At 44.4% G+C, this 19,439-nt stretch carries 15 protein-coding genes and 3 pseudogenes; 8 read left to right on the top strand and 10 right to left on the bottom strand.

The genetic code is table 11. From position 1 onward, the window contains the following. The first annotated feature begins 507 nt into the window (after nucleotides 1-507). Both ACZ5R2_RS10635 and ACZ5R2_RS10640 read left to right on the top strand, forming a co-directional pair. A complete protein-coding gene (locus ACZ5R2_RS10635; protein WP_464902229.1) occupies nucleotides 508-2,325 on the top strand; it encodes a metallophosphoesterase in 1,818 nt (605 codons plus the stop codon). Nucleotides 2,326-2,514: 189 nt separating this feature from the next. Next, nucleotides 2,515-3,615, top strand: coding sequence for an ISAs1 family transposase (locus ACZ5R2_RS10640; RefSeq protein ID WP_464902230.1), 1,101 nt, complete (start codon nucleotides 2,515-2,517; stop codon nucleotides 3,613-3,615). Between the two features lie 83 nt (nucleotides 3,616-3,698). Here ACZ5R2_RS10640 and ACZ5R2_RS10645 read toward each other — a convergent pair whose 3' ends face one another. From ACZ5R2_RS10645 to ACZ5R2_RS10660, 4 genes and pseudogenes are all read right to left on the bottom strand, one after another. Then, nucleotides 3,699-6,563, bottom strand: a complete 2,865-nt coding sequence (locus ACZ5R2_RS10645) for a hypothetical protein (protein WP_464902231.1) — start codon at nucleotides 6,561-6,563, stop codon at nucleotides 3,699-3,701. Between the two features lie 152 nt (nucleotides 6,564-6,715). Then, nucleotides 6,716-7,663 carry an IS30 family transposase gene (locus ACZ5R2_RS10650; protein WP_464902232.1) on the bottom strand — a complete coding sequence of 316 codons (948 nt, stop codon included), beginning with the start codon at nucleotides 7,661-7,663 and terminating at the stop codon, nucleotides 6,716-6,718. Between the two features lie 752 nt (nucleotides 7,664-8,415). Continuing rightward, nucleotides 8,416-8,921: pseudogene (locus ACZ5R2_RS10655) on the bottom strand (P-loop nucleotide/nucleoside kinase family protein). 109 nt (nucleotides 8,922-9,030) lie between these two features. Further along, on the bottom strand, nucleotides 9,031-9,408 hold the full coding sequence (locus ACZ5R2_RS10660; protein WP_464902233.1) for a hypothetical protein: 378 nt from the start codon (nucleotides 9,406-9,408) through the stop codon (nucleotides 9,031-9,033). A gap of 371 nt (nucleotides 9,409-9,779) precedes the next feature. On the opposite strand from ACZ5R2_RS10660, the pseudogene tnpC reads away from it, so the two are divergent. After that, nucleotides 9,780-10,808 (top strand): annotated as a pseudogene (tnpC, locus tag ACZ5R2_RS10665) (IS66 family transposase); the annotation flags it as partial. A gap of 96 nt (nucleotides 10,809-10,904) precedes the next feature. Here tnpC and ACZ5R2_RS10670 read toward each other — a convergent pair. Together ACZ5R2_RS10670 and ACZ5R2_RS10675 are read right to left on the bottom strand one after the other, a co-directional pair. Beyond that, the gene (locus tag ACZ5R2_RS10670; RefSeq protein WP_464919411.1) at nucleotides 10,905-11,324 is read right to left on the bottom strand and encodes a gamma-glutamylcyclotransferase family protein; all 420 of its coding nucleotides are present in this window, start codon (nucleotides 11,322-11,324) and stop codon (nucleotides 10,905-10,907) included. A gap of 130 nt (nucleotides 11,325-11,454) precedes the next feature. Then, complete coding sequence (locus ACZ5R2_RS10675; RefSeq protein WP_464902236.1) at nucleotides 11,455-11,937, bottom strand: MazG-related protein; 483 nt, start codon at nucleotides 11,935-11,937, stop codon at nucleotides 11,455-11,457. Between the two features lie 181 nt (nucleotides 11,938-12,118). Here ACZ5R2_RS10675 and ACZ5R2_RS10680 point away from each other — a divergent pair, with 181 nt between their 5' ends. After that, complete coding sequence (locus ACZ5R2_RS10680) at nucleotides 12,119-13,171, top strand: IS110 family RNA-guided transposase (protein WP_464902237.1); 1,053 nt, start codon at nucleotides 12,119-12,121, stop codon at nucleotides 13,169-13,171. A gap of 461 nt (nucleotides 13,172-13,632) precedes the next feature. Here the strand turns inward: ACZ5R2_RS10680 and ACZ5R2_RS10685 are convergent, their stop codons facing one another. Next, complete coding sequence (locus tag ACZ5R2_RS10685) at nucleotides 13,633-13,740, bottom strand: DUF3781 domain-containing protein (protein ID WP_464902238.1); 108 nt, start codon at nucleotides 13,738-13,740, stop codon at nucleotides 13,633-13,635. Nucleotides 13,741-13,848: 108 nt separating this feature from the next. On the opposite strand from ACZ5R2_RS10685, the gene ACZ5R2_RS10690 reads away from it, so the two are divergent. Beyond that, a complete protein-coding gene (locus ACZ5R2_RS10690; RefSeq protein ID WP_464902239.1) occupies nucleotides 13,849-14,892 on the top strand; it encodes an IS110 family RNA-guided transposase in 1,044 nt (347 codons plus the stop codon). 460 nt (nucleotides 14,893-15,352) lie between these two features. Here the strand turns inward: ACZ5R2_RS10690 and ACZ5R2_RS10695 are convergent, their stop codons facing one another. Both ACZ5R2_RS10695 and ACZ5R2_RS10700 read right to left on the bottom strand, forming a co-directional pair. Beyond that, a complete protein-coding gene (locus ACZ5R2_RS10695; RefSeq protein WP_464902240.1) occupies nucleotides 15,353-15,754 on the bottom strand; it encodes an HVO_A0114 family putative DNA-binding protein in 402 nt (133 codons plus the stop codon). Between the two features lies 1 nt (nucleotide 15,755). Beyond that, a complete protein-coding gene (locus tag ACZ5R2_RS10700; protein ID WP_464902241.1) occupies nucleotides 15,756-16,085 on the bottom strand; it encodes a toxin-antitoxin system TumE family protein in 330 nt (109 codons plus the stop codon). Between the two features lie 434 nt (nucleotides 16,086-16,519). Here ACZ5R2_RS10700 and ACZ5R2_RS10705 point away from each other — a divergent pair, with 434 nt between their 5' ends. Further along, nucleotides 16,520-17,476 (top strand): IS110 family RNA-guided transposase, encoded by a 957-nt coding sequence (locus tag ACZ5R2_RS10705; protein WP_464902242.1) that lies wholly within the window; start codon nucleotides 16,520-16,522, stop codon nucleotides 17,474-17,476. Here ACZ5R2_RS10705 and ACZ5R2_RS10710 read toward each other — a convergent pair. Beyond that, nucleotides 17,473-18,048 (bottom strand): phosphoglycerate mutase family protein, encoded by a 576-nt coding sequence (locus tag ACZ5R2_RS10710; RefSeq protein WP_464919412.1) that lies wholly within the window; start codon nucleotides 18,046-18,048, stop codon nucleotides 17,473-17,475. The genes ACZ5R2_RS10705 and ACZ5R2_RS10710 overlap by 4 nt on opposite strands. A 147-nt stretch (nucleotides 18,049-18,195) precedes the next feature. Between ACZ5R2_RS10710 and ACZ5R2_RS10715 the strand changes: the two genes are divergently transcribed. Together ACZ5R2_RS10715 and ACZ5R2_RS10720 are read left to right on the top strand one after the other, a co-directional pair. Then, nucleotides 18,196-19,035 (top strand): IS4 family transposase, encoded by an 840-nt coding sequence (locus tag ACZ5R2_RS10715; RefSeq protein ID WP_464902244.1) that lies wholly within the window; start codon nucleotides 18,196-18,198, stop codon nucleotides 19,033-19,035. Further along, nucleotides 19,026-19,394, top strand: a pseudogene (locus tag ACZ5R2_RS10720) (transposase); the annotation flags it as partial. The gene ACZ5R2_RS10715 and the pseudogene ACZ5R2_RS10720, both read left to right, overlap by 10 nt. Nucleotides 19,395-19,439: the final 45 nt, after the last annotated feature.

A 19,439-nucleotide genomic window follows, 5' to 3' on the forward strand; every position in this document is an offset into this window, starting at 1 on the left:
ATCGTCAAATCGATCGTTATTTTGATTATAAAACGTTCACGATCTGACCCTGAATAAACAACAGAATATGTGATCCCTATATCAACAAGGTCGATTATAGTGAATTAGTGTTTATGGGTTAGATCTGTTTTTTCGGTGACTCAAGGGAAAGAGCATGTTGAGAAACAACACAGAAAGACTAAAGGTAATACAAGAACGCTTGGATGTCGAGGTTGACGGTATTTTTGGCCCGGTAACGTTCACTGTATTAGTGAAAAACTCAGGATGCAGACGCAAAACGATCAGCAAGTTAGAGCGATATCCACCGTAGGCTTGACGTTAACCACATCTGGTCTTCAGCACATCATAAACTATGAAATTGGTTCGACGGCTAACTATGGAACCTGCTTACAGTTCCCTAGTTAGCCAGCGGGAGATTCAGGTGTCACCATCGGTGATCGGGTTCGACTAAGGCAAATTTTTGAACCCAACTTATTTGTGTTTGCTCTGCAAAAATGGAGACGCTAAATGAAAGCTTTACCACTAACCTTTGTGATACTAGTTTGTACCGGGTGCGCAAGTAACCCAAAGCTTGATGACTATTACGTCAAGACGAACAAAGAAATCAACAATCTAATTGACTACGAGTTTGCAACCTTCCTGACAGACAACCAAAAAGCCTTAATACTCTCTGAACCGATCCTTGAGCAATCAAAACTAGCCCGAAAAGGTCTCAAATCCGCCCATAGAAGAGTTTCACAAGAGGAGTTCTCCCTCAACATTGTTCAACACATCATCAACCAAGACAACAGCGGACTCATCCTTCATGGTGGGGACGCAGTGAATAATAGTTGCAGATGGGAGTTCGAACAATTTAACAAGATTATGAATCATGATAAAAATAAAGAATGGTACCTAGCCCCCGGCAATCATGATGGTTTTTATCTCGGAATATCCTCCCCCAACAACCGCAAGAACCCCTCCATTTCCGGAATCCTTAACGAACGAAGGGGCTGGAAAGACCTATGTACCCCGGTAACCGAAATGAAAACGATAACCGGAAAAGAAAGATACAATGAGATTCTCGACAAATTTAGCTTCGTTCAAACGTACGCTGAGGCTAAGGGCCTAAAAACATTACACGCCAACAACGCAAACTCCACACCACCTGCCTACTATAGCGACGAACTTTCACTTATCTGCCTGGACGATAACTCAGGATTATCAAGTCAAAAACTAAGCAAGGTGTGCTGGACAAGTGCCAAAGACAATCCAGAGCTCAATGGTAATGTTTATGGTACAAATGACTCACTTATGGTTAAGCAGGCATGGCGATCGTTTATCGTCCAGCTTGTCAGGACTGAAGCCAACGGTCGACCAATTAACATATTACTCATAGACACCGCCGCTTACTCAGAAAATAACTCCGCTGTTTACAATAACGGTGTATTTAAGATGAACGGGTTTGGCGCAGCCGATAACGCCGAAATTGTTAAAGAACAACAAGTTGTCATATCTAGATGGGAAAAAGAGCTGGAAGACAAAGACGAGAAGATTGACATAATTATTGGACACCACCCTCTTGAAGATTTGGATAAGAACTCAAGGGATTTCATTACGAACACTCTTATCAAAACCAGTTCCAAAATTTACATCTCAGGAGATACTCACCATGGCTTTGACGCACTATACACCCAAAACAACAAGCCAGTATTCCGACAAGCTAATATTGGCTCTACGATGGATGCTCCAATTGAGTACGCTAAGTTAGGTATCAGCAACGAAGAGAAGTTTGAATTATCTCGTCATTCGCTAACTCCTCTCGCTAAAGGCGGGAAAACAACTAAGGACAAAACCTACCACTTCGAACAACGTTACGCCAAACTAGACGATGTTTGGAATACATGCAAAGACTTTAAATTTCCGTCCAACAAAACCATTGTAGATGATAAGAAAATCAAAAGTTCCAAGCACCCCGCATCAAAGACAGCGTTGCATCTTATTTACAAAAATAACAGGGTCATTGATACCATCAACCTCTACTACAACTTATACAACTACACCAACCTTGAGGTTCCAACATACAATGACAAGCATCTAACAGATGCCATACAGATTACCATTAATACAAGTAACGAAAGAGCACATTATTTTAATGAATATAAAGAAGAGGAACTGAGGCAAACTTTACTTGAGCTAAGCGAAATTGTAGAAACCCTTCGAGATGGAGTTCACGATGATTCTTTAACGAATAAATTTCAACTTTGCGCTGCATTAGTAGAAGCACATGAAGACGTTGACAAAAAAATAGGCTCAAAAGACAAACCCTCTGCTACTGGGTTTTAATAACGCCCATATCGGAGTTCACAGTAAAAGTACGCAGGGTTACCTGGTGATATAGATGGGTCACTCTTCAGAGACAAGAATGCCACTCGTTCTCACGCGAGTGGCACTAGTCTATATCAGGCAGGGCGGGATCGCACTTTGTTAACTAATGTGATCTAATAGTACCAAACCCTTAATAACACAATCATTTTGAACCTTATTGAATACTTATCTGTTGTAGAAGATACTCGCTCGGACATTAACCAAAAGCACAATCTCATTGATGTAATGTTTCTTGTGATCAGCGCAATCGCTTCAGGGTGTGAAGGATGGCAAGACATTGAATTTTATGGAGAAGAAAAACTCGACTGGTTAAGAAAATATAGGTCATTCGAGCATGGTATCCCTCGCAGACATACGATAGCTCGCATCTTGCGTACCGTTGTTGCGGAGTCGTTGCTTGAGGCCTTAGCTCTTTGGATAAACGAACAACGAACTACTCAGAACAAGCCCATAATCGCATTTGATGGCAAGGTTCTGCGGGGCTCCTATCGTAACGACAGGAAAACTGCATTGCAGTTGGTAACGGCTTACGACACTGAGCGTGGTCTCGTTCTAAGCCAAAAGCCGACTGAGACTAAAAATGGCGAGATAAGCATTGTTCGTCAAATGCTTGATGTTATTGATGTAAAGGGTAGCGTTGTCACGATTGACGCACTGCATTGCCAGCGTGAAACACTAGAAAAAATCAAAGAAAAACAAGCGCATGTTGTTGTCCAAGTGAAGAATAATCAGCCTAAGCTTAGAGCAGCTGTTGTGGAGCAGTTCCAAGCGGTTTTCGATGCTGGCAAAGAGAAAATAGTTACCGAAATCAAAGAAAAAAAGCATGGTCGTAGCGAAGAGAGATACGTGTTTCAGCTAAAGGCTAAATTGCCCGATGACTTGGCGGAAAAATGGCCGACAGTAAGAAGCATCATAGCAGTGGAGCGCCATCGTGTGATCAACGGCAAAGGCACTATAGATACCTCTTACTACATTAGTTCTCTGTCGCCGAACCACAAACTTCTGGGCCACTATATTCGTCAGCATTGGCGGATCGAGAACAGCCAACACTATGTTTTAGATGTTGTTTTTAAAGAAGATAGCTCTCGTATCACTTTGGATGGTGCCGTCGAAAATATCGCGTTGTTTAGACGTTTTGTGATGAACATGCTCAAGCAATGTGACTGTGGTGCGCCGAGCCAAAAGGTGAAGCTAAAGAAAGCGGGTTGGAACGATGATTACAGGGCAAGAGTCTTCTTTGGGTTATAAATCCATCAAAGTATGCTCCCGCCCTGCTATATCAGGTCGTTTGCAGATGTTCCCGTGTCAGGTTCATCAAAATTTGCAACGCCCTAGTCGTGATATAACGCTTCCTCAGGGTTACGCATTTGGAAGGTGTACATTCTTATCAATCGCTCGGACGTACCACCATCGATAAAGATATGCCAAGTGCCATCAATTACCGCTGCATAGCTTCGTCCAGGTGTCATGTTTTTTTGTAGGTAGTGGGTACCAAACATACCTTCATCAGTCTGCCATAGCTCGTTGCTTTGACTCCAGACAGACACCATGTCTCGATAAATAAACACGCTTTCACCCTCAACGTTAGGGTTTGCCAAAGCGTAAGGTGAAGTATCTACAACCTTGTTCCGTGCTGTCGTAGCACCAACATGCTCATACCTAATCTTGTGTCCTTTCTCTGCCGGCTTAAGAGCCTCCGTTTCAAAGGCTTGTTGGTAGACATGGTCAATATGCACGCTAGTTGATGTATCTGGATTTTTCACCACACCTAATGATGCGAACCTTGCCTCCCCTACCTGAGCGATAAAGGGCTCTCGGTTATCTAGAGAGACTTGTGCCCCTCTTTCAGGTGAGTAAATATGCGGATATGCGGTTGGATTCTCCCAAAGTAAACGGCCGCCGTTGTTGTCATTCGGATTGGCCCCCTTACAGTAGACAGAGTATTCCTCAAGCTCATCAGTCAAACTCAATGCCAACAACGCACCATACTCAGAAGAGTAACCACAATATTCGTTGCTTGCACTTTGTGGCAGCTGCAGTTGGTCACTACGAGCGACCTCGAGCGTATCTAAGTCTATATATTTAAAAGTAAGTGGGTTGCCGCGATACGAATCAATCATCAATAGATGATTGTTATGCTTTAACTGTTGGCCAATTCGAGTGGAACTCAATACCAGTGCATCAACTTCCCACGTTTTAGTGTGAGGAAAATACTTGTGAAAACGGTGTAGCGATGAGCCATCACGCTGAACCAAAATCAAGTTGCCCTCTGAGTCGAACGCCGATGCACCCTGTGTATGCTGCGTTGGAAGTTGACTGTATTTCTCAATACCCGAAAAGTCGATTTCGTGTGGTGATTCCAAATCCGTAAGATCAAAAATGAACGAGGCCACTTCTTTCGTTGATGGCCACTTCACTGTCGCGGTAAAGTAACCATTCCCGCCGCCATTGATCATACTAGTGGGCTGCTCAAGCTCGACATGGGGAATGAGCATCTGAGGTTCAGACATGCTCTGTCCATCATAAACGCTTAAAGCAAGGCCTTTAGTTGTATTACCACGACTCATATCCCAAATGAAGTAAACCTTTTCATCTTGGATAAAGAACTCAGAGAAATAGCTATCTTCAGGGTAAGAGTATTCCACCCTATTCCACTGATAAAGGTTCGGGTTATCCACAACTTCAACCGCGATATCCATGTAGGCCTCGCGATCATTTACATAATCTATATTCAGTTCATCAAGCTGTTTCATTAAGTCATCGGATAATCCTGAGTAACGAATATAAAACTGACCGCTGCGTAGTACCCTTGACTGCTCTACACCTTGCTCATCGTCCTCCCAAGACTCAAGCATTAGATAGCCGCTATCGTCCACCGGTTTACTAGTTGGAATACCATTATGATTATAATCATTGAATGCGACAAACGAGATCTCTCCCATATAGTCATACTCTGAGTCATCAGAAAAACGGATCTTTAGTCCCTGAGTCAAAATATCCGCTTCGGTTAAGAGCAAGGTGTTGTCACTGATATCTGGTGTAATACCCTGTGGGTCTGCGGGTAATACTTCAACTTCAACCTCGGCACTATTTTCATCAAATGTTAGCGTGAGATCCGCTACACCTTCGGCTAAACCAAGGGCTAGATTGCCGCTTAGCTCAATAAGCTCAGAATCACTTGTCGCTATTTCAGCTTCATCTGTAACATTCACTATCTCAGAGTCACTGTATATCGCCCAGACTTCTAGTGCCGCTGAATCACCAACTCGGAAGCGAGAGGGTAGACCTCGAAGTTGTAACTCAGAGATTGACGCTAAGCCATCATTAACCGTTAAGCTTGTAGAAGAAGAATAACCAGAGTAACCGGCTGTGATCACCACATCACCGGCAGATAACCCCTTGACCAAACCCTGGTCAACGGCTGCAATTTGGACATTATTAGCCTCCCATGTAGCGGCCTCTGTTACATCAATCTCCGTGCCGTCGTTGTAGTTGAGCAAAGCGAGTATTTGCATCTCTTCGCCAATATCTAACTCCTTACTAGGTCGATTCAATACTAAACCTAAGACTTCAGGAGGAACGACACTGCCAAGTACAATGACATCGATCGTCGCCTGCATGTCATCGTGATCAACCGTAATGGTGACATCCCCAGACGCCTGTGCGGTTACAGTCGAACCACTTAAAGAAACAATCGTACTATTTGAACTGGACCAAGACGCCTGCTCTGTGATGTCAATTTGCTCCCCATTGTCATATTCGGCGATAGCAGACAATGTAAAACTTTCACCGATGTTCATGCTGCCAGCTAATCCGGAAATCTTAATCCCTTCAACGATCGGTTCAGGTAAATCAATCTTAAAGTTTAATTTATCGGTAAAGCCTTTATAAGAAACCGAAAGGACACCAGCATCGGTATAATTCATTGCTGTAAATTGGCTATTGCTTACCTGTGCAGCATCGCTAGGAGAAACTGACCATGAGGATGCGCCAGTCACATCTTCTGTTTTGCCACTATCCCATTTGGCCGTTGCTCGAATAGCAAAGCTATCACCAACCACTATTTCGGTTGGTAGTGACTGAATTGAAACCGTATTAATCTCATCCGGTGTTTGCTCTCCTGATGATGGCTCACTTTCTGAACCACACGCGGCTAGCACGAACGGCAGGAGCAGAGAGAGATACCTCAACTTCATATCAAAAAATCCTTTTTATCCTAAAAAACAACAAGATACACAAAGCAGCAAAGTTATAACCAACAAACTTATTGTTAATATTATGTTTTGTGATAACAACGAGCTTTTTCCATGCACCCGAATTCAACTGCGAAGTGCGACACTCTCCAATATCAAGCAGCTAAAGCCATTTTGGTAAATACAATGGCTGGCTGTTTGAAGCCTAAACACTTTCTTGGTCGATAATTTATCCGCGATAAAGCAAACTCCATATCAATGTCCGTCACCGTCGATAGATCGGTTCCTTTCTTCACATATTGCCTCAAAAGGCCGTTCGCATTCTCATTAGCACCTCGCTCCCAAGAGCTATAGGGATGAGCAAAGTACACATCTGCCTCCAACTCTTTTGCGATAGTTTCATGACCTGCAAACTCTCGCCCGTTGTCCGCGGTGATGGTATGCACATGCTCCTTGTAAGGCATGAGTAGCTCTATTGTCGCCTGGGTAACGTCATCGGCTGACTTAGATGGTACTTTCTTTACCAAGTAAAACCGGGTCTTACGCTCTAAAATAGTTACCATTGCGCCTGTACCATGCTTACCTAGAACAGTGTCAATTTCCCAGTCACCAAACCGCTCTCTGCTGTCAACAATGCTTGGTCTGTCATCAATTGAAACGGCATTCTTAATCGCAGGAGCTTTCTCTTTTTTACCGCGACGATACCGCTTATGGCCTTGCCTCAAGTGGCGATATAATTTACCGCCTGAGCGCTTGTCGCTAGCAACAAAACGATAAATCCACTCATGGCTGACTGCTGCGCCGGCTTTCGTTAAGACGTTGGATATCTGCTCTGGACTCCAATCTGCCTCTAGAAGAAGACGAATAAAGTCAACACGTTCCTTTGGAATTCGGTATTTTAGTGCAGCTCTCCGTCTGGTGATGGACACCATCTGTGCCGTGCTTGGACAGTAATGATTGCTCTTACGGCCTCTTTTTAGCTCTCGATAAACCGTCGAGCGATGGCATTGAACTGTTTTAGCGATTTCAGAAACTGAAATTCCCCGTTCCAAAAGAGCAGAAATCTGGTATCTTCTGCCCTCGGTCAACTGCTGATAATTCATGGTAGTACTGCTTGTTTCTTTGGCGAGAAGAGCGTACCACTTTCAGCAGTTGGCTTCCTCTTCTACACCTTCCCATGAATGTCGCACTTATTATCTGAAATCGGGCATTAACTGATAATCAACCAAACTAATGCCAGCCAAAAATATGGCATTACTTCCACAAATAATTACATACACAGAATTTAAAACTGACTTTTTGTGAAGACCATTTCTTGATAGGTTTTAATAGCTCAATCATGTTGTGCTTCAATCTTACTAAGATGCCCATATCAATTTCGCCTGTAAGAATCCCGCAAAAGCACGAAAATATACAAACCATAAACAGAGAAAAGTGCCAGAGAAAGCTTTTCATTTGATCGACAACTCGAACTATTGGACAGAATCAGGTAAAAAGTGGGCCCCGTTTCAATCATCAGCGGAAATCGAGAGTGAATCAGCGAAGGTTTATGCAGTTTTAAAGCAGCCAACGGCTCCAATCCCTTGCATCCGCTATAGTCCTTGATGGTGGTGATGTTGATATTGGCACATAGACTTTTCATCACCGATAGAGCCGGTAAATGCCTCTTAGAATGAAATAACCACTGACTCCCCTACATCTTCATCTATGCCCAACCACAAGCAAACTAACGCTTCGTTAAGGTGTCAGCAGCGCCATATCGAAGCTCCCGCATACCACCTTAAACACTAAACGCAATGCATAGTCAAAATGCCACGCGTTACGAATAGGTATTAAATAAGTTGCGTATCAAATTTCACACACTTAGCTTTTCAGTTAGTTCTGCGAATGCCTTTTCAATACTTTTGCCTGCCGTGTCCAATTTGATCACATCGGCTATCCAAGCCTCGTAATGACGGTTCTGCACTTGCTTCCAATCCGGTAATTCTAGGTTTGTTATTTCACTTCTACGACTGATGACTCGTTGTTCGTGTTCACTGCTATCTGAGCAACTAATTTCAATATTGATGAATTTAGCCCCCACACTTTCTGCAACTTGCTGCCATTCACGTCGTGTAAGCTCGATAGGATTACAAGAGTCTGAGATACAACTGATACCAAGTCTAGGTTGTCTCTGATTATACGGTAGCTTAACCGGTACCCTTCACCTTCAACTTTAAAGTTGCAAAGATCTCGCAGCCCTTGCTCTACTGTATCAATGCGAACATACGTAGCACCCACTTTAGCCGCTAATAGCTTAGCAAGAGTCGATTTACCTGAAGCTGGGAGACCCGAAAATATGTACAAAATAGGATAACTCAATTGACCTCCGTTACTTGCATATAACGCCGCACTAAGGTGCGGAGTAGCGCGTGCCATACTTGAGCGAAACGATAACCGTACGCATTACGGGGTCACATTAAGATGTTTGTTAGGTGATTGCTCGCCTGACAGCATTGACCTGCTCCTCATATATTGCTTTTGACTCGGGTTTGCTGGATCCAGCTACTGATACCCACTGTACACCGGTTTCATCTATATGTTGGAACTCCACCTGAAGCTCATATTTACTTACTGTAAAAGCGGTACCAACCACGCCGAGGCCAAAAGATATTGGTGCCATTATCATCCCAAACCCTTCCGGGCAAATAACCCATACAATGCTAGAGACAATCGCACCCATCAAAAGTAATTTTAGAGCGTGATCAAATAATGAGTTTGATTTAACTCTCGCACCTCTTATTTTCGACAAAGGATACTCATCCCGCTTGTATCGAAAAGTGCTGTTACTTACTTCAAAGTCACTCATTAACAATGTCCTTTCTCTAATAACCTAACGCCCGTTTAAGGGCCAAGCTACGTGATCACTGAACCTAAGCTAACATGCCGTAACCATTTGACCTAACTATTATTACTGTACTCGCTTAGTGTAGGTTAACCCTCTTTAAGCGCTTGTTACGCTAATACTTCAACGTATGTGGAAAGCTCTGCCTTGCAAATACCTTTTTTACGCCATTCACGAAGAAAACCAGATCGAAGGTTACCGTTAACGCTGGATTCCTCAGTAAACCGAGAGGCATTCCAATGTTTGATTTCACTCGTGCCATCAGTTTTTGTTAGCTTAATGTAAGCTTCCTTACATGCTAAAAGATCTGCCTTAAACTGGGTGGTATTTGGATAGAATATCAACTTTATTCTGGCCATTGCTCCCACTGTCAAACCCAAGTTCGAGCCAAGAAACCAGATGATGCCCCACAAGGTATCTTGGGTCCGAATTTATTAAGCTACATCGCCTTGCTTGCGGGGCAGTATCATCTCAGTGTCCGTAAAATCCAATCTCTACTCAAAGAGCATTTGGGAACAACCTTTTCGATTGGTGCTATCAGTGAAGCTCAAACCAAAGTGGCCTCAATGCTAACACCACTGCACCAAACCATTAAACTGGCAGTGAACAAAGCGCCGTTAGTTCATATCGATGAAACCTCACACATCCGTAATGATGAGCAGAGTCTAAGATGGTGTTGGCTGGTTGCCAGTGATGATCTTGTTTATCAGAAGATCTTATACTCCCGCTCCATACACTCTGCCAAGCTTGTGCTCGGAGAAAAATACACAGGTATCGTTGTCTCTGATCAATATGCCAGTTACAACTGGCTACCTAGCGAAAACCACCAACTCTGCTGGGCTCATGTAAAACGAAACTTACAGCAGATGGCCGACTACAGTGGTGGTGGGCATACGGCCTTTATTGGTCAGCACCTATGCTTTATTGTCAACTTGGTCTTCCGTAATCGTCACAACTTAGAAGAAGGCCACATCACAGAACTTGTCTACCTTCGCAGAATGCAGCGCTTGAGGAAATCGTTACATAGTTGGCTCAACAAAGGCACAGATGTGATGGTTAAGCGATATCGAGGAAGGTGTGCTCACTTACTTAAGCATGAAAGTAGCTTGTGGGTCTTCCTCAAGGATCTCACGATCCCTCTGACCAATAATGAGGCGGAGCGACGTCTTCGAGGTTGCGTGATCATGCGTAAAATTAGCTATGGAACCACTTCTGATGCTGGTGACAAGTTCCGAAGCCGGATCCATACGCTTATCGAAACCTGCAAGAAACGCGGCCTATCAACAATGGATGTGTTGAGTCAGATTATCACTGCTGTTGTGCACCGCCAACCATACCCTGATGTCTTTGAGCTTGCTACTTGAGTCAAGCTACTCCGGTGAACGGTTACAGAATAACGTGTGCCATGCTTAAGCGAAGAGAAACCAGCACACGTTATGGACTCGTTCTTAGACGCTGTATTAGGAATACCGCGCGCGATATTGTCTCGCATGTTTCAAAGTGTATTCACCCTCTAGCTCTGCCTTTATCTGTGCACCCTTTAACTGCTCTAGAGGTTTCCCGTACATGTAAACGCTATAGGTATCTCCAGAATCTGTACACACCACATCAATAACTACCCTTCGATAACCATCGACTTCATTTACTCGCTCAAGCTTGTCCATCAGTGAGAGTTGAGAATTTGATACATCGAAGACCTGACCTTTAACCGGGAACCCCGAGCCCTCATTTAGAACTAACCAAGGAGAATATCGTTCACCGACCAAATACAAAGGAAAAGACTTCTTAGTGAAAAATTCCGAACGGTATCTCACTCCGTTGTTAACACTGAAGTTTGGAAAACCTTCTTTCAAAGTTCCAAACACAAATACTCTCGGCAATTTCCCTCTCCCGATTCCTAACGCCCACTGAACATACTGCCAACAGCACCACACTCAAACAGACCACCGTAATTGCAAATGCCCACCCTAAGCAAAATACCATAGGTTGACAGTCAGGTTGAAGCCTTTGCTATGGCACTGAACTCGTCGCTAGTTCTTGTATGTCAATTGTGTCAACTTCCCTGCCCAATATCCGCTTGTACTCAATCAAACGATGAACTGGGATAACGGGCAACTTGATGCCTCGGTAGTCTTTTATCACTGACTCTGAAAAACTGATTTCAAGCTCATACCAAGAACCATCGAGAACCGATTGTATCTTCGTGTTTTGAGATAAACCGATCTCAATTTTTTGATTTTGATAAACGAGTTGGAAATACTCTAGATCCCAGCCGAACTCCGTGTAGTAAGTTAATGGCTTAGATATAAACTGCGATACGCGAACCAAGACCTTGTTTGCGTCAGAGTTGCGGATATAAAGGTCTATATCAGCGATTTCACGACTTCCACCATGAATAGTTGCAGCTAGCCCACCAACAATTTGATACTCAACACCCTCTGCATCCATGACACCTTTAAGCCATTTCAGGGCTACTTCCACTCTATCACTCATCTAGTTCCCTTCGCTGGGCTTGCCCTGCGCCTTAACGCCCTTGCTAAGTGGCTGCCAAAGCTAAAACGCTATGCGTTGAGTGTCAGCCTGAGCGCCTTGATACTCATTGAGCCTTCTCCCTCCAGCATCGCCATCACTGACTATGCTGGAAGGCGACAAAACCAAAAAAGGAGAAGACTCTATGAGATTTTATAACCAACAGCATGACTATTACTGTGGCATCGATCTCCATGCGCGGATTCTTTATATCTGTATTCTTGACTCTCACGGCAATAAAGTCGTTCACCAAAAGATCAATGCTAACCGGGATGAACTCCTCGACCTCCTCGTGCCCTATCAGGATAAAATTGTCGTCGGGGTCGAATGCATGCACTGCTGGTATTGGGTGAGCGATATGTGTTTCGATTACGCGTTTGATTTTGTCCTCGGCCATGCCCTGTATATGAAAGCCATCCACGGCGGGAAAGCCAAAAACGACAAGATTGATGCGTTTAAAATTGCCGCTTTGCTCAGGGGCGGCAATTTTCCTATCGCCTATGTCTACCCCAAGACCATGCGTGCCTCTCGAGACTTACTGCGGCGAAGAAACAAGATAATGCGCCACGGTGCTGATCTCAAAGCGCATGTATCCAATACCTTCAGCCAGTACAATCTGCCCTCGCATCGACTGCAATTGCGCTACCCCCATGCGAGAGAAGAAGTTCGCAGCCGATATCGGGAATTTCCCGAGCCAGCGATTAACCGCAACCTCGATATCGACCTCAATATCGTCGCCTTCTATACCAAGGAGCTCGCCAGTGTTGAGCACTTCATCGAACAAAACGCCAAACAGCACAACCCTCAAGACTATCAGCTGCTGCAAACCATCCCAGGTATTGGCCGCATCCTTGCGCTGACTATCTTGTATGAAATCGGAACCATCCGACGCTTCCCAACCGTACAGCAGTTCGCCTCCTATTCACGTCTGGTAAAATGCAAGGCAGAATCGGCGGGCAAAGTCTACGGCACCAGCGGCAACAAGATAGGCAACGCGCACCTGAAGTGGGCGTTCTCGGAAGCGGCCGTTCTATACCTACGCGGTAATGACAAAGCTCGGCGTTACATCAACCGACTGCAAAAGCGCATGAGCAAAGCTAAGGCTCTATCGGCACTGGCCCACAAATTAGGACGCTGCGTCTATTTTATGTTGAGGAACAAAACCGTATTCGATGAACAACGTTTTTTACCCGAGTAAGTCGCACAATGGGGTGAGCTGAACGTCTAACTGGTGCTGAGTAAGAGCACGCTGCACGCCTGATGCCATGAGTTGCAACTCTAAAAGTGGCTTGCTGTGCCAAGCGTTGTCCAAGCCCAATTGCTTTGATTAGCCTCCCCATTGTTGCGCACCACAACGAACAGCAAAGTTGTTTACACCTGGGCTGAGCCTGACAATAACTGGAAGCATTAGCTAGCCATTTTCTTTGAATAGCGCCTTCCTGGGTTAACCGATGAATGTCTAGTGGCCCTACCTAGTTGGTAGGCGGCGGTGAGACCGCAGTAAGAGACCCTCTATATGTGTTTGCCGTAAGCAACGATTAACGACCGAAATGACAGAGCGAAGTAGATTACTTTGCTGTTCGACTAACTTGGCTGCTGACGCAGCCAAAAAAGAGCTATTGCCTATTGACGGGAGTTAGGCTCATATGTGTTATGTGTTCATGCCAAAATTTGCTTTGCTGTAATAATCGTAAAACTGTGAGAGTTTATCGTTAATACCGTATTGTGAGTATGGTTTTTGAAGTAGTGACCAAACCAAAATGCCAAAAGTTAGCCGTCACTCTTAAGCAATTTGATACTCATTGAGCCCTCTCCCCCAACATAGCTATCTCTAACTATGCTGGTAGGCGACAAAACCAAACAGGAGAAGACTCGATGAGATTTTACAATCAACAGCACGACTATTACTGTGGCATTGATCTTCATGCTCGCATTCTTTATGTCTGTATTCTCGACAATGATGGTAATAAAGTACTCCACAAGAAAATTGATGCCAACCCAGATCTGCTACTCGATATCTTACAACCCTATCAAAATCAGATCGTTGTTGGCGTTGAGTGTATGCACTGTTGGTACTGGGTGAGTGACCTCTGTTTGGACTATGCCGTCGATTTTGTCCTTGGCCATGCACTCTACATGAAAGCGATTCATGGGGGTAAAACCAAAAATGACCGTATTGACGCATACAAAATTGCCGCCTTGTTGAGGGGCGGTAATTTTCCCCTTGCCTATGTCTATCCTAAAGCGATGCGGGCGACACGAGACTTGCTTCGGCGTCGTTCTAAGATTGTCCGCCACGGAGCTGACCTTAAGGCGCATGTTTCGAATACGTTCACTCAATACAATCAACCATCACCTAATCTTCAACTGCGATACCCCTACGCCAGAGAAGAAGTCAGACAGCGCTTCGAGCAAACATCTATCAATCGCAATATCGACATAGACCTCAACATCATTGCCTTCTTTACCAAAGAACTGTCCAGTCTTGAACACTTCATTGAGATGAATGCAAAGCAACATAACCCGCAAGACTACCAACTGCTGCGAACGATACCAGGCGTGGGGCGGATCCTCGCACTTACCATTTTGTATGAGGTCGGTCATATCGAACGCTTCCCTACCGTACAGCAGTTTGCCTCATACTCTCGGCTGGTGAAATGCAAGGCTCAGTCAGCAGGAAAAACCTATGGTACTAGCGGGAACAAAATTGGCAACGCACACTTAAAGTGGGCATTTTCAGAAGCGGCCGTTCTCTACCTTCGTGGTAATGACAAAGCTCGCCGTTACCTAAACCGTTTACAAAAACGCATGAGTAAAGCCAAAGCGCTCTCCGTTCTAGCGCACAAACTTGGTCGCTGCGTCTACTTCATGCTCAAAAACAAAACTGTGTTTGATGAACAAAGGCTTTTGCCTGAATAAGTCGCACAATGGGATGAGTCTGAAAGTCTAACTGGTGCTGATTATTAGCACGTTGCAGAGCCATAATATCTATAGCCAAGAAACTAAGACCTAGCCTGCTGTGCATTCGACGTTCAAGCCCCTTTGCTTTGATTAGCCATCCCATTGTTGCGCACCGATACGAACAACAAAGTTGCTTACACCCAAGCTGAGCCTGATACTAACTGGCGTAAAACAGCCATTCTCTTTGAGTAGTGCCAGCTTGGGTTAACCGATGAATGTCTAGTGGCCCAATACTTTGTATTGGCAGCGGTAGAGGCCGCGATAAGAGACCCTCAATATGTGTTTGTCGTAAGTAACGATTAACGACCCCATCGACAGAGCGAAGTAGTCAGCTTTGTTGTTCGATTATGTTGGCCGCTGACGCAGCCAAGGATAGATATTGTCTATTGACAGGCTCGGGGCTCATATGTGTTATAAATCAGGCTGCCGATTGCCCAACGGATAACTGTAGCAAGTAGTGTTCAAGTTCTGAATCCGTAACAATTTCAAAGTCCGTGAATAGAGTAACTGGTTTTACTGACTTACCGCTGCCTTGCTCTAAACGAACAAAGCCCTTTTCACTTAATGTCTTCAGCGTATTAGAAAGATTGGATTTCGCACGACCCGTTAGTTCTGACAATTGAGTCAAACTTTCTGGTCGTTCCGAATCTATTAAGCGTAACAACTCAATATTCTCTGGGCGGAGAATCTGAGAGATCGCATTAATTGATGTATACCAAACCTTAGGCTCATTATCTTGAGGTTTATACTTGCCTTGCGCTATAGCTAGTAACCTCATACGAATGAGCTTTTCAGACATGATCCCGATTCTTGCTTTCATATTATTTACCCTCTATTGCAGCAATGGTTTTATCTATACCTTCAAAGAAATCCTGAAGTAATGTATAACAGTCCGAGAATTCATAAGGCGTTCCCTGATCAACTGCTGACTTGTGCAAATGATCGTATTCGTAACGTTTACCACTGAACTTTTTGCCTTTCGGTGATTTTACAGCATGAGCGTTGTCATGCCCAAAAACTCGTTTATTGAACTTATTATGTAGAGTTAGACTATAGCGAATTCCGTGAGGTCGCTCTTTCGTGGGAGGAACAGTCCAAGCCTCGATTTTCCACCAGTAGCCATCATCACGATGAACTTGCTCACCATGCATACTTTATAAGACATCAATCTCATCCACATTTCTAGCCTCAAATGAATGTTATGACCAGAGTATAACACTAGTTTACAAGAGTGCGAAACTTGAGTGATTTATAACGCCCAATTAAGTTGTGAGCAACGCTACCACTGAACCTGACCTTTGCGGCGTAAACACTAAAGTTGATTCAAACCACAGTTGCCAAGCGTTGCGAATCAGCTTGAATTGCTTGTATGGACAATATCCCTATCCAATTCACCAGTTTCGGGTAATGTGAGACCCAGGCTTTAGCTGCAACTAAAGCTTTCCATGTAGCAGTTAGATCGAAGCAAGGCTCCTCTATCGAGAGACCGATAACAAACATGAACGCTACATAGGACTCCAAGCACCACACTCGAATAGTCGACTGAGTCTCGAACCCGCATTACGCAAGCATGAGTTAGCTTAATATGAATACTAAAATGAAGCAAAGCATCAACATTGGAGTTGATACAGGCAAGACACAATTAGACATTTATGTTCGCCCCAATGGCCTGTTTTTCTCTGTCGAAAATACTGATAAAGGCATCAATAAAGCACTAAAAATCATCAAAGAGCACAGTTCGGAGTGCATAGTCATCGAGGCAACTGGCCGCCTAGAAATGCCGTTCGTGTTAGCGTGTGCTGAAGCTAAGCTACTCATTGTCAGAGCCAACCCTGTACACATCAAACGCTTCGCTGGTGCTATCGGTCAGCGAGCTAAAAATGATCAATTGGATGCACAGCTTATTGCATATTATGCCGAAGCTATTCAGCCTTCCCTTACTCTCATTAAACCAAAAAAAATAAGACTTATTAGTGACTTAGTCATTCGCCGCAATCAGCTTCTCTCTATGCAGACTATGGAAAAAAACCGAATGCAAATACTACCAAAATCGCTGCATACAACGATTAAGCCGATGCTGACGACTATGAAAAACCAGATCACAAAAATAGAAGATAAACTGGTTAAGCTCATCGAGGAGTGTCCTGAGTATCAGGCTAAGAATACCATTCTGCAAAGTGTCCCTGGCATTGGAAATATCGCTGCAGCCTCCATCATCAGCAACGTTCCAGAATTGGGCTACATAACCAACAAACAAGCAGCCTCGCTCATTGGTGTCGCTCCGATTACTCGAGAAAGTGGTCGCTACAAAGGCAAGCGAGTAATCCAAGGCGGACGAGCCCAAGTAAGGACTGTTTTGTATATGGCCATGATGTCTGCGATGCAATGTAATCCGGTATTTAAAGCGACTTATACACGTCTGCTCGACGCAGGAAAACCGAAGAAACTGGCCATAATAGCGTGTGTTCGCAAAATGGTGGTGATCTTAAGTTCGATGCTAAGGGATGGCGTCATGTGGAATGAGAACATCACCCAAAACTAGCTATTGACGCCATAGCCGTTTGTTATGTTTATAAGCTCCGTTTGCCCCCAAAACCCTTTGCTCGAAAATTTTACAGTCCAACCACGTCGCCTCAACTCTTTGGTAATAAGCCGATTCGATATACCATGCCCAAAAATAGCAACGTCTTTATGCTCTAAGGCTTTAACCATAATAAGATCTACTGCTGCAATAATACGCTTACGACCGACTTTGTAAGATTCGCTATTAGCCGATATTCCTACAAGCCAACACAACCTTGCAATTACTAACCAACTGTTAACTTTCATCGAAAAAGGTAATTTTAACCTGGGAATGTCCATCTCTCTCAAGTCACCTAACACTACATCTGCTCCTTTTCCCAAACAGATTTCCGCAGAGTGGATGGAACGATTCAGGTCACTAGAAAATGTATAGCTGTTGTGGAATTTTTCTTGTAGTTCTTGAGGCGGAAGGCTGTCCGGGCAAACAAGTGAACGATTATAGGCGCGAACCCATTTTGCAAAACCAACAGCCGTAACCCGCGGGTTTGAACTAGCTATCGGTTTACCATGTCTAACTAACGTGATTCTCACCGAACCTCCTTTTTCGTTGATAAACACAACGCCTTGTTCTAGCGAATCCCCTCATTTACTCTTTTCTAAACAATGAGATGAACGTACATCGCCTTCTCTGATCTAATGGTTATCGCCAAACAAACATTCGAACAGAGAGGAATGGCGATGCACGATACTCAAATATTACAGCAATCCTTGGAAAATCAATGCCCCAACATTCACAAAAAAAGAGTGATATCTCTTGTACTTGCCACCAAGAGCGTGCTTGATGGTGCTGACCTAACGCTCACTAAGTTAGGCCGCAACCTCGATACCAATACCACTGTTAAGCACGCTATAAAACGAGTTGACCGGCTGCTAGGAAATAGCGCTCTACATCGTGAAAAAGATGACATCTATAAATGGCATTGCCGCTTAATTACAGGCGCTAATCCCTGCCAAATTGTTCTTGTGGATTGGTCTGATGTTAGAGAGCAGTTACGATGCATGACTATACGCGCATCCGTTGTGCTCGATGGCCGATCCGTCACTTTGTATGAGCAAGTCTTCGAATACAAAGACTACAACTCGCCGAGAAGCCACCAGATCTTTCTTGATAAACTTGAGCAAATACCGCCTAGTCATGCACTTCCCATCATTGTGTCGGATGCGGGCTTCAGGAATACCTGGTTTAGACAAGTTGAAGCCAAAGGTTGGTTCTGGCTAGGTCGAGTTCGTGGTGAAGTCTTGTTAAAACAAAAAGTAGACCTTGGGTGTCTAATAATGCCGTCTATCCTGAGGCCTGTCAAAAGCCGAGCTATCTTGGCCGCTGTTTACTATCAAAGCTTGGCTCACTGGACTGGGAAACTTACCTCTACAAAGCAACGGATGAGGGCCGTAAAGCCAAGCGGCACGCTCGAACAGGCTAAAAGCACTTTGCAACGCACCTATACCAGAAGAGCGCTAAAGAGCCTTGGTTACTCGCGACTAACGTCCCGAGACACACGCTCAACGAGGTTCAGATAGTCAATCTTTATGCCAAAAGAATGCAGATAGAAGAGTCGTTCCGGGATCTCAAAAGCACCGCCTATGGCGTTGCACTGAGACATAATCGAATACACTGCATTCAACGCCTGAACATACTTCTGTTGATAGCCCTGCTCGCAGAGATCCTAATGTGGCTAACAGGATTAGTTGCCCGACAAGCTAAATGGCACTACGACTTCCAAGCTAACACCATTAAACACCGACGTGTCTTATCTATCCCAAGTTTAGGCCGCGAGGTGAGAAATCACCGGCAGTATCGAATATCAGAGACTCAATATCGCTGGGCGTTACTCGAGTATCAGCGGCTGACTCATAATGCTGGACTGGGAAGATTATAAGGGGATCCCTCAGCGCCTTGCTAAGTGGCACAAAACCTTGGCATA

The organism is Vibrio sabulosilitoris, from assembly GCF_055391395.1.

Bases quoted from the DNA above. Each gene is read 5' to 3' on its own strand.
- ACZ5R2_RS10635 (WP_464902229.1), top strand. From the start codon at position 508: ATGAAAGCTTTACCACTAACCTTTGTGATACTAGTTTGTACCGGGTGC.
- ACZ5R2_RS10690 (WP_464902239.1), top strand. From the start codon at position 13,849: ATGAGATTTTACAATCAACAGCACGACTATTACTGTGGCATTGATCTT.
- ACZ5R2_RS10695 (WP_464902240.1), bottom strand. From the start codon at position 15,754: ATGAAAGCAAGAATCGGGATCATGTCTGAAAAGCTCATTCGTATGAGG.
- ACZ5R2_RS10645 (WP_464902231.1), bottom strand. From the start codon at position 6,563: ATGAAGTTGAGGTATCTCTCTCTGCTCCTGCCGTTCGTGCTAGCCGCG.
- ACZ5R2_RS10680 (WP_464902237.1), top strand. From the start codon at position 12,119: ATGAGATTTTATAACCAACAGCATGACTATTACTGTGGCATCGATCTC.
- ACZ5R2_RS10650 (WP_464902232.1), bottom strand. From the start codon at position 7,663: ATGAATTATCAGCAGTTGACCGAGGGCAGAAGATACCAGATTTCTGCT.
- ACZ5R2_RS10700 (WP_464902241.1), bottom strand. From the start codon at position 16,085: ATGCATGGTGAGCAAGTTCATCGTGATGATGGCTACTGGTGGAAAATC.
- ACZ5R2_RS10675 (WP_464902236.1), bottom strand. From the start codon at position 11,937: ATGAGTGATAGAGTGGAAGTAGCCCTGAAATGGCTTAAAGGTGTCATG.
- ACZ5R2_RS10715 (WP_464902244.1), top strand. From the start codon at position 18,196: ATGCACGATACTCAAATATTACAGCAATCCTTGGAAAATCAATGCCCC.
- ACZ5R2_RS10705 (WP_464902242.1), top strand. From the start codon at position 16,520: ATGAATACTAAAATGAAGCAAAGCATCAACATTGGAGTTGATACAGGC.
- ACZ5R2_RS10660 (WP_464902233.1), bottom strand. From the start codon at position 9,408: ATGAGTGACTTTGAAGTAAGTAACAGCACTTTTCGATACAAGCGGGAT.